The sequence below is a fragment of the Pseudomonas sp. NPDC087615 genome, from assembly GCF_044743445.1.
Lineage (GTDB): Bacteria > Pseudomonadota > Gammaproteobacteria > Pseudomonadales > Pseudomonadaceae > Aquipseudomonas > Aquipseudomonas baetica_A.
The window spans coordinates 25950-36228 of sequence record NZ_JBIUWM010000058.1 but is presented as its reverse complement, the minus strand read 5'-3'; the positions used below and the strand labels follow the sequence as shown (position 1 = coordinate 36228).

At 57.0% G+C, this 10279-nt stretch carries 8 protein-coding genes and 1 pseudogene; 6 read left to right on the top strand and 3 right to left on the bottom strand.

All coding sequences use genetic code 11. The features are described 5' to 3' along the window. The 6 genes and pseudogenes from ACIOU6_RS23145 to ACIOU6_RS23120 all read left to right on the top strand — a co-directional run. Positions 1-331 (top strand): annotated as a pseudogene (locus ACIOU6_RS23145) (type VI secretion system tip protein VgrG); the annotation flags it as partial. Further along, positions 324-1199, top strand: a complete 876-nt coding sequence (locus tag ACIOU6_RS23140; protein ID WP_401139012.1) for a DUF4123 domain-containing protein — start codon at positions 324-326, stop codon at positions 1197-1199. The pseudogene ACIOU6_RS23145 and the gene ACIOU6_RS23140, both read left to right, overlap by 8 nt. Further along, positions 1196-4594: a toxin VasX gene (locus ACIOU6_RS23135; RefSeq protein WP_401139011.1), complete on the top strand. Its 3399-nt coding sequence runs from the start codon at positions 1196-1198 to the stop codon at positions 4592-4594. The genes ACIOU6_RS23140 and ACIOU6_RS23135 overlap by 4 nt, the downstream gene beginning before the upstream one ends. 427 nt (positions 4595-5021) lie before the next feature. After that, positions 5022-5777, top strand: a complete 756-nt coding sequence (locus tag ACIOU6_RS23130) for a DUF6708 domain-containing protein (protein ID WP_260455915.1) — start codon at positions 5022-5024, stop codon at positions 5775-5777. Between the two features lie 81 nt (positions 5778-5858). After that, entirely contained in the window at positions 5859-7037 is a 1179-nt protein-coding gene (locus ACIOU6_RS23125; RefSeq protein WP_401139010.1) for a hypothetical protein, read from the top strand. A gap of 186 nt (positions 7038-7223) precedes the next feature. Beyond that, complete coding sequence (locus ACIOU6_RS23120; protein ID WP_401139009.1) at positions 7224-7649, top strand: YciI family protein; 426 nt, start codon at positions 7224-7226, stop codon at positions 7647-7649. 133 nt (positions 7650-7782) lie between these two features. Here ACIOU6_RS23120 and ACIOU6_RS23115 read toward each other — a convergent pair whose 3' ends face one another. The 3 genes from ACIOU6_RS23115 to ACIOU6_RS23105 all read right to left on the bottom strand — a co-directional run bounded on the left by ACIOU6_RS23115 (position 7783) and on the right by ACIOU6_RS23105 (position 10169). Further along, entirely contained in the window at positions 7783-7986 is a 204-nt protein-coding gene (locus tag ACIOU6_RS23115; protein WP_401139013.1) for a cold-shock protein, read from the bottom strand. Positions 7987-8404: 418 nt separating this feature from the next. Beyond that, entirely contained in the window at positions 8405-9076 is a 672-nt protein-coding gene (locus tag ACIOU6_RS23110; protein ID WP_401139008.1) for a DUF3313 domain-containing protein, read from the bottom strand. Positions 9077-9194: 118 nt separating this feature from the next. Next, positions 9195-10169 (bottom strand): hypothetical protein, encoded by a 975-nt coding sequence (locus ACIOU6_RS23105; RefSeq protein ID WP_221732529.1) that lies wholly within the window; start codon positions 10167-10169, stop codon positions 9195-9197. Positions 10170-10279 lie beyond the last annotated feature (110 nt).

Genomic DNA, 10279 nt, shown 5'->3' with positions numbered 1-10279 from the left:
CATGGCTGATGGAACGCTGGTGATTCAGGCCGGGCCGCATGCGCGGGTTACCGCGAGCCAAGTGGTGATTGATGCCGGGACAAGCCTGACGCTGACGGCGGGCGGCCATCACATCGTGATCAATTCGGGTGGGATCTTCAGCAGCGTGGCCATCGTCGAGGGCGGCGCGCCAGTGGTTGGAGTGGCGGCGTTATCTGCTATCCCATCAGCCGAGATCGCCCTTCAAGCCCCCGTATTAATTCAAACGCAGCGTCTGACCCTGATGGCCAAGAGGCCGATCTGCACTGTTTGCGAAGCCGCCAAACAGCAGCGTGGAGAAGCCGATGCTTGAATTACCGTCCTTACCCGATGACTTGCCATGGTCCGTGCAGGCCTATTTGCTGCTGGATGGTGTAAGTGTCCCCAACCTGCCGCAATGCCTGCGCCGCTGGGACAATCGGGCTTACTGCCTCTACCAAGGCACACGCTGGCAGGAGCTGGCGGATATTTCGCCGTACCTGATCACTCTCAAAGGCGCAGGCGATCCGCTGCTCACGTACTTTCAGGAAAACGCCACGCAGGAATGGGGCTTCTTGCTGTTCAGCAAGGCCGATGCGCCAACGCTCTGCAAACACTGGCGTCGCCTGCTCACCGTCAAGCACCCGAGTTCGATTGAGGTCATGCTGCGCATCGCCGATCCAGCCGTCATGCATCCATTGCTCAACCTTGCACAGCAAGCCAATAGCGCGCGCTGGTTTGGCCCGGTTCAGCACCTGTGCCTGCCCGATGGGCTACACGCCGTCTGGCAACAACATCAACGTGCGGACGCTGCTGCGCCCGACACCACCGATATCTATCAGTTGACCGAACAGGAACTCACCGCTCTGGGAGAAGCGCAGTTTCATCAGTCGGTGCTCAGCCTCAACAATCACTTGCAGCGGTATTTCCCCGGATTCATGGCGGCCTGTTCAGCCTGGGAACGCCTTCGATTTGCCGAGAAAACAGCACAGCAGGCCTATCAACAAGGCTTTACCTCGGAACAGGAAATCACCCTCTACGCCAACGTTTTCGGCTATCTGGGCGAACAACCACTGAGCGCCCACCCGGACATTGCACAACTGCTGACAGTGCCCTCCCAACAATCTCCCTTGAGCCGCGTGCGACGCGCCGCCCAATTGGCGCATGAGCGCACCACCCATTCACCGAGCGACCTGCCATGACAGCCGACGCCAATATTGCCGCCATGGCCAAGAGCGCCCAGGACACCCGTTCCCCTCTGGAAATGTGTCACTTGATGAGCGAAAAAGTGCAGCTGTTACCGCTGCGCTATGGCCTGGTCGAACAGCTTGATCCTTCTTCTGAATTGAGCATGCCGCTGAGCCTGAGCAGCCAACCGCTGGGCATTCGGCTGTTGCGTGACGGCTACCTGTACATCATCGATAACGGCACCGGTTACTTGCACGAATACCGCATTGAGCAAGGCCAGATCAGCAAACTGGTCTGGAAAGGCCAGGAAGTGGCCAGCGACACGCGCACAGCATCGGTCGGTGAGCCGCAACTGATCTTCACCCGGCAGCACACGCTGTTCGCTGGCTATTCGGAAATCCAGTGGACGGCCTACAAATGTTCGCAAGTACTCAAGGACGCCACAGAGCGTGAACGTCTGATGCAACGCATCGAACCGGCGAGTGCTTGTCCGGACAAGGGCGGTGCGCACTTGTTGAGCCAACGGCAGGCGAATAACTGGCTGGCCGAGGTCGCCGAAAAATCCGCGCCAATCGATCTGCCCGAGGGCGCCAACCCGCAAGAGCGCCAGTCTTACGCCTGGGAAGACACGTCACTGTTCAAGAACACGTTGATTGAAACCCTCACCAGCCAAGTGCTGGGGGCCTATCAGAACGATTACCTGTTTCTGGTCTTGCGCGACGACTTCGGCGTGATGCGCGATCTGGCCAGCGCCCAACTGAATGTCGCGCACTGGCTCGATCAATGGAGCCGCGATGATGCCGCCCAGCGCCAGTACCTGACCGGCGCCTACATTCAGTCGTTGTACGAAGTGACCCCAGCACGCCTTGATGCACTGGCCAGCACCGACCCCGCCGTCAAAGCCCTGAAGGACGACACCAACGCCGAGCAACAAGCGGCCGTTGACGACTACTTGCGGGCGAAACGTGACAACGCCGGACCGTCAATCTTTGGCGACGAGGCTCATTGGCGAAAAGCGGCGCTGAGCAATCCTTACGCACGCGCCGCCGTCAATTTGCAGGACGCATTGGGTGAAGTGCTTTGGCAAAAACACCAAGGCACTGTCACGGCACTTCACTTGCAAACCTGGGAGGCGCTGTACGGAAAAGAGATCGGCCAACGCGGCATCGATCACCTGATCAACCGCAGCGACATGCAAGCGTTCGTCAGCCGGCAGCAGACGCTGCTGAGCCATTGGCAAAAGCGCTTGCAGGCCATTCGCGAAGATCGCCTGAACATGATCGTTGGTGGTCATTTTCACCGAGCGGCTTGGTACTACGACTTGCGCAACTACGAGCAGATCCGCCATCGGCTGGAAACCGAATTCCTTTGCGTGGCCGCCCTGTGCTGGAACCGCGAAGCCACCGAAAAACTGGCGACCTTCCTCGACAGCAACCTGCTGACCGTGGTGCCGGGGCTGGAGACCCTGACCCTGGCCGATCAGATGGAGGTGAGTAAAAAGCTCATGGACCTGAGCAACTTCTCGATCAAGGTCGCGGCGGCGCAGGAAAGCCTTGATGCGGTGGACGTGCTGACCAATCAGTTCAGAAGTTTGATGAATGAGCGGTTACCGAACTTTGCGGATTTGAATACGCGGTTTAGTGGGCTGCAGAGTTTGTTGGATGGGGCGTATAACCCGGCGCGGCAACTCAGTATTTCGGACGAGCTAGACACTGCTTATAAAGCATTCAAACAACGGCAAACCGTCGATCCAAATAGCTTCATCCGTGGCCTCGGCGTCTCAACTCGTCTGCAACTGCTGCGCGAATTCTCCCGCAGTGGCCTGACCCTGCGGGCCGCGTCGGCGTCCGAATTCCAGGCCTTCAACAAATCCCGCGATACCGCGCTCGACCTGCGCCGCCAACTCAAGGACAGCTACAAACTGCGTCACCGCGAGTTGTCGCGGCAGATCCACGGCCTGGCCCCATCCGGTAGCGAGCAGGTGCATAACCAGCGCATCAATCAGCTCAGGGCTGCGTTACTGCCGCTGGAAGATAATCTCAGCCGCGCCCTGACCGTCGGCTCAAGCGGGCCGGGACAAATCGGCACGGTGATCGATGGCATGGCCCCGGCGTTGCGAGAGGAGATGCATAGAACCGTGCGTGATTTCCGCGCGACGGGGACGTTTGGCAAACCTATTGTGAGTGCGCTGAAATCCAAGGGTGACGGGATTGCGTTGTTGCTGTTTGTTTATCAGGGGCAGAAGTTTTTGGAAGCGTTGAGTGCGTTTGATTCAAAGGAAAAGTCGTCTTTATCTGACTGGGGGACACTCTTTGAATCATCGATTGGAATGTTGGCTGCGGGTTTTGCAGCGGTACAAGGTCTGTCGGTGACGATCCTTCAAGCGCATATCGAGCAAATGGACAGCGCCGCCGGAAAACTCAATACCATGAGCCGTTTGGGACGCTGGATGGCTGGATCAGGATTCGGAGCATTCATATTCGGTGGCGTGGCTGCGATAACCGACTCAGGCAAGCACTCCGTCCAGTGGACTAAAGCAATGACCGAAGGCAACCACCAAGCCTTGGCCGCCACGACTATACAAATCGCCGGCGACGCTACCCTCGTAGGCACCAACACTTGGGGCGCCAAACACACGACGTCGATCATCAGTCAGGTTCTGAGAAAACCCGCCGAACTCCGAGCTATTGCCTGGGCCGAAGCCAGTCCCCGGCTGCTGGGCATCGCTGCGCAAGCCAACCTCGTAGGTCTGATCGGCACAGCCCTGCAACTGCTGGGCGAAGGCCTCTACAACTATTTCAATCTGGATGCCTTACAAAAGTGGTTGCAGGCCAGCGCATGGGGTACCGCCAACCTGCAACGCAGCCTGCCAGAGGACTGGAGCGCATTGGCAACGGTGGTGCAACAACCGACCTGCGAGCTGATCCGCGAGGGCAAACGAACCTATTTGCTGCTCAGACTGCCCGGCGTCCGCACACGGGAAATGGACAGCCGCCGGCTGCAACTGCTGGCCTATCAGCAAACCCGCGCGGTACCGATCCCCGGCCCCTACAACAGCCAGTTGCCGCCCCGGCGCTGGCAGGAATGCAGCGCCGCGTGGGCCGCGGTGGCCGTAGTCGTCAGCCAGGAAGACGAGGCACTGACCTTGGACCTGCCGATCCCCGATGTCCTGCAAACATCCGATTTCGCCCTGGCCCTGAACATTGGCTACCAATTGGAAGCCGAACGCGATTTGATCCATCGCACCTGTTTTGTCCTGCGCGATCTGCGCATTGCAAGTGAACGTGGTGTACGGTTGCCGGCCCAAGGCCGATTTACACTCGACCCTGTGGAAACCTTGCCCACTGGATTGAGCAAGGCCCCGTACTGGTTATTCACCCGCGATGAAATGGCGACTGTCGATGTTTAGCAAACTGTTCAAGCGCAAAAAAAAGCCTGAAGCCAAAGACTCGGCACCGGACATTCGAAGCCAGCGGCCTAGTGCCGGTGAACTGCGGGTCAGGGGCTTGAACGAAACGCTGTTTCTGGCGCCATTACCGGTTTACACCGGGCAGGCACAAGTGTCTCGGCGTAACTTTTCGGAGATGAACGAGATCTACCTAGAGTTGGGGGGGAATAACCGGGGCACAGTTGAGCAAGCGAAAATATTGGCTGCTGGAATATGGATGGTTTTATTCCTCGCCTTTTTAATGCCAGTGCTGATCTCAGTCTGGTTGGTATTTTTTAGCCCGTCAGAATTCAATCGGAAATTCTTAGAGCTTATTTGGGATGGATTGTACGTATTCGCCACGGGATCGCTTCTATCCATTATTCCAATTGGCGGCTACGTCTACGGCATGCTCTCCAACGTCCGCACCCTCTCCAAAAGTTACCCCGTGCGCTTCAACCGCCAACGCCGCGAAGTCTGCTACATCGACGACACCACCCATCGCGTACTCATCGTGCCGTGGGAAAGCGTGGTGGCCTGGGTCGCCGGCAGTCAGGGCGTGACCAGTTACGGCGCCATGCGCGATTACACCTTCGGCATGGGGCTGGAGGACGAAGAACACGACACCGTGCAATTTATCCTGTCGGCCCAACCCAGCGATGTGCATGCACTGGGTATGTGGACGTCGATTCGCAATTACATGGAAGAAGGGGAATTGGTGGATACGCCAAGCCCCATGCTCGCCGCATTGGGTATCACCTTGAGTGAGGACGAACTCAAACCCTATGAAGGGCTGCACACGTTTGAAGTCGAACGCCTTGACGCCAGAGCACTGGGTCGATTGGACGATGGTGGCGGTCACCTCACTGCCGAAGAACGAAAGCGTTGGGGTTACTCCAAACGTTCGCCATGGCCCCTGCGCTGGTGGTACGTGCGCCGTGTACTCACGTTCTGGAAAATGCCCTACCTGATCGCCGAATGGGCGCACCGCAAGGGCCGCCCGACCCTGCCGGAAAACGTGCAAGCCTGGTCGCAACCCCTGCCCCCCGAGCAATGGGCCAAACCCAGCCCTGCGCTGCAAAAAGCCAACGCACTGGTCAAAACTGCGATGGATAAAAAAGGCGCGAACTTCGTCGATGCCTGCAAAGCGGCAGGGTTGCATTGAGCGCGCCCTTTGAAACCTTGCCCAGCGGATTGAGCAAGGCCCCGTACTGGTTGTTCACCCGCGACGAAATGGCGACTGTCGATGTTTAGCAAACTGTTCAAGCGTAAAAAGAAGCCTGAAACCAAAGACTCGGCACCGGACATTCGAAGCCAGCGCCCCAGTACGGGCGAACTGCGGGTCAGGGGCTTGAACGAAACATTGTTTCTAGCGCCGTTCCCGGTTTACACCGGGCAGGCACAGGTGTCTCGGCGCAATTTTTCCGCAATGAATGAAACCTATCTGGAGTTGGGCGGTAGCAACTTCGGAATGGTGGAGCTCGGAAAAAGACTGGCGATCCTGATTGGATTTGTTTTGTTCGGAGCTTTTGTAGTCCCGAGCCTACTCATCATGTATGGAGTAGTGTTTTATCCAGATAACTTCAGAAACCCTTTGCATGATCTACTGATTTTTTTTGAAGTCGGTATCTGGGTTTGTTTCTTATCCTTGGCCCCCATCGGCGCCTTCATCTACGGCATGCTCTCCAACGTCCGCGCCCTCGCCAAAAGTTACCCCGTGCGCTTCAACCGCCAGCGCCGCGAAGTCTGCTACATCGACGACACCACCCATCGCGTACTTATCGTGCCGTGGGAAAGCGTGGTGGCCTGGGTCGCCCGCAGTCAGGGCGTCACCAGTTACGGCGCCATGCGCGATTACACCTTCGGCATGGGGCTGGAGGACGAAGAGCACGATACCGTGCAATTTATCCTGTCGGCCCAACCCAGCGATGTGCATGCACTGGGTATGTGGACGTCGATTCGCAATTACATGGAAGAAGGGGAATTGGTGGATACGCCAAGCCCCATGCTCGCCGCGTTAAGCATCACGTTGAGCGAAGATGAACTTAAACCGTATGAAGGGCTGCATACCTTCGAAATCGAACGGCTCGACGCCCGATTTATGGGCGATCTCGATGACGGCATGGATGATGACTATCGCAAGCGCTATGGATATCCCCAACCCACGAGATGGCCCCTGCGCTGGTGGTACGTGCGCCGCATCCTGACCTTCTGGAAAATGCCCTACCTGATCGCCGAATGGGCCCACCGCAAAGGCCGCCCGACCCTGCCGGAAAACGTGCAAGCCTGGTCGCAACCCCTGCCCCCGGAACAATGGGCCAAACCCAGCCCAGCCCTGCAAAAGGCCAATGCACAGGTCAAAACTGCGATGGATAAAAAAGGCGTCAACTTCGTCGATGCCTGCAAAGCGGCAGGGTTACATTGAGCGCGCCTTTGAAACCCTGCCCAGCGGATTGAGCGGGACGCCGGACTGGTTGTTAGATATCCAGAACCAGTAACTCGGCAACTCCTACACTGGCGGTTGCTGCATCGTTATTTATCCCGCGTGTCGATTCGCGGCGTTCCCATTCGACTAAGCCGTGAATCCCCCACACTCCACGGAGTCACCACTATGCGATTCATGATCCTCGTAAAAGCCAGCGCCGATTCCGAGGCCGGCATCATGCCCAGCGAAGAACTGCTTAGCGCCATGGGCAATTTCAACGAAGCACTGGCCAAGGCCGGCATCCTGGTAGCGGCCGATGGCCTGCACCCGAGCAGCAAAGGTATTCGGGTGCAATTCTCGGGAGATAAACGCACGGTCATTGACGGCCCCTTCAACGAAACCAAAGAGCTGGTAGCCGGCTACTGGATCTGGGACGTGAAGTCGAAAGCAGAAGCCATCGAATGGGTCAAGCGTTGCCCCAACCCGATGCCGGGCACCGACTCAGATATCGAGATTCGCCAGATATTCTCCGCCGAGGATTTCGGCGCCGAATTCACCCCGCAACTGCGCGAGCAGGAAGAGCGCATTCGCGAACAGGCGAAGAAGCCCTGACCGCCCCTGCCACCTCGCGCTCGATTAACTTTAGGAGCTGTCGAGTTAAACGAGGCTGCGATCTTTTGATCTTGCTTCTAAAGATCAAGATCAAAAAATCGCAGTCTTCGGCAGATATCAAGATCGTTGCTGTTCAGATGGGCTGTATGTTTGAAGCTTGTTTGCCTTTTTTGTCTACCTTTACATCAAACGAAACTCTTTGACCATCTTGAAGCGATTTTAAACCCGCACTTTGAACCTCAGAGAAATGCACAAAAAGATCATTCCCGTCCTCATCCGACGTGATATAGCCAAAACCCTTCGCCTCGTTAAAAAACTTCACCGTTCCCGTAGCCATATTTGCCTTCCTTCTTTCATTTACGCGCAAGCCGATAATTTTGCGCGGCACCCAACCATCAAAAACCCATATCTCCATTCCGACAACTGTCAAACCTGACAGGGTGTAAATATCCACAGTCTCACCCGCCCGCCGCTGGCCTAGCCGCGATTACCTGCTAGCTTCAATCGCAGGTGTCCTGAACGCTTGGTAAAGCAGGATTACTCATTAGCGGCACAGGCGTGCTTGCATCGACAGTGTTCATCAGAGAGTCGGAATTCATGGCGAAGAAAATGAGAAAGCATGCATGGCTATTGGCGGCGGCTCTTTTGCCGGCGATTGCGTTTGTCAGCTGTGGCGTCGGTACTTGAGAACTCGGCCCCCAAGCCCTTAGGCATTGCCTCAGATCACGCCTGAAGCAATGCCTGAAAGCGTCGGCTTATTTGGATTTGAGCTTGAGATAAGACTGGTTCAGATCCGACGCCCAGCCATCGATTACGCTTTTCACGTCATCAGCCTTCATGACCTGCGATTCGTTTGCCAGCGGCTTGCCGGTGCCCTTGCGTACCACCTGAGCAACCACTTTGTTGTTAGCGCCATCCAGGAACACCGCTTCGGTGGCCAGGGTGGTTTCCTGATCACGGATACCGCTCGCCGTGCTGACAGCCGCGGCTACCAGCGCAATTGGGATCACTTCATAAGGTTTGAGACCTTCGGTCTTGCTGCTGACGGCGGTGATCGCCGCTCGCACCACCATCACGCCCGGGCCTGGACCGGTGGCCAATGGCAAGGACTTGCCGATTTCGCGTTTGAGTGCCTGATCGTAATAGCGGGTGATACCGTTGAACGTCTGTTGCGGGATCTTGGCGGTTGGCTGGGGTTGGGGATAGAGCTGGGTCGGTTCAATGTAAACGCTGGTGAACTTGTTGATGTCGGCTTTGGGGTCGATCCAACGCATCACTTCGGCACCGGACGGTGACTTGGCCTCTTTGAGCAGGCTGTAGTCCTTGAGAAACCCGGAGTATTCATCGGGAGCAACGGTTTTGCTGGAGCACCCGAGCACTGTGAGGGTGGCAATGCACAAGGTGCCCATCATTACGGCTGGCTTCATGCTGTAACTCCTTTCAACAAGGCCTGAATGTATTGCGTCAGGGGGAATTACAGGTATAGCTAAAGTCCGGAAAATTGCACTGCCGCCGAATGAGGGGGCTTTGGCCCCCTGCGACTCTTCACCAGGACGACGTCTCGCCACTTCTCAACGCCATCTCACGCCGACTGTTGGCGCGCATCGCCTTGATCAGCGACACCGTACCTACCAACAAAATCGCGGCGCCAAACAGGAAGTCGATGTTGTACAGCTGGAAGTCTTGCACCGGTCCGATCAGCAGCACCCGCACCACCGCAATGCCTGCTAGCGTGGCAAGGAAGTCGATCCCCGGCTCATCGCGATAGAACACCAGCATCAACGGCAGGCACAGCACCAGCAGCATCAACAGCACCACGACCTTGAACGAGCCTTTGCGTTCGACGCTGAACGCGCATTCATGCGGGCCGTAGGCCTTGTAGTCTTCGTCGCGGATCATCGAGTTTTTCTCGTTGATGTAATCGACGCGGTTGTACTTCTGGATCGGTGTGAAGGTGTTGGACATCGCCATCAGCGTGGTGATGTTCTTGAAACGCAAGTCAATGCGTTCGCTGCCCTTGAGGTAATAGAGCACCGGTTTATAGCCGTAACGGTAGGTATCGAACGGGAACTCGGTGACCTGACCCTGAACGCCGATCGGGCGAGGCTCAAGTTCAGCGTAGGCACTTTTGTTGGAGGACGAGAGATTGCGGCTCAGTGGCTGAACCTTGACCTGCTCCAGGAAGATCGGCGTGACGCCGTAGGACCACTGCAAAGGTTCCAGACGCAGGCGCAGTTCGTTGCGGCCCAGGTCGTAACGGTTGAACGTGCGTTCGGACACCACCACAGAACCGCTGAGCATGAATTCGCCGCGCAGGTTGTTGGTGACGCGCAAGGTCAGTTGGTCCTTGCCCAGCAACGCCGCCTCGTTGGTCGGCGGTGTGCCGCACCACGCGGTACTTTCACCGGCACCGCCGAGTTGGCCGTCGCGGTTTTCCTTGAATACATAAAAGTAACTGGCCCACAGCGTCAGCATCAAAAGCGACGCGGTGAGGCTCAGGATTTTCTTGCCCGGACTCACTGAACAGACTCCCTTCTTCGGTCCCATCGGCCAGCCGAAAACCCGCTGGCGACGGCGACTCTACCAAAAGGCCACCATCGACCCAAGAAAAAAAGCCCGAAACTTCAGCG

Coding starts and splice junctions, on each gene's coding strand:
- ACIOU6_RS23140 (WP_401139012.1), top strand. CDS start 324: ATGCTTGAATTACCGTCCTTACCCGATGACTTGCCATGGTCCGTGCAG.
- ACIOU6_RS23135 (WP_401139011.1), top strand. CDS start 1,196: ATGACAGCCGACGCCAATATTGCCGCCATGGCCAAGAGCGCCCAGGAC.
- ACIOU6_RS23120 (WP_401139009.1), top strand. CDS start 7,224: ATGCGATTCATGATCCTCGTAAAAGCCAGCGCCGATTCCGAGGCCGGC.
- ACIOU6_RS23115 (WP_401139013.1), bottom strand. CDS start 7,986: ATGGCTACGGGAACGGTGAAGTTTTTTAACGAGGCGAAGGGTTTTGGC.
- ACIOU6_RS23130 (WP_260455915.1), top strand. CDS start 5,022: ATGCTCTCCAACGTCCGCACCCTCTCCAAAAGTTACCCCGTGCGCTTC.
- ACIOU6_RS23125 (WP_401139010.1), top strand. CDS start 5,859: ATGTTTAGCAAACTGTTCAAGCGTAAAAAGAAGCCTGAAACCAAAGAC.
- ACIOU6_RS23110 (WP_401139008.1), bottom strand. CDS start 9,076: ATGAAGCCAGCCGTAATGATGGGCACCTTGTGCATTGCCACCCTCACA.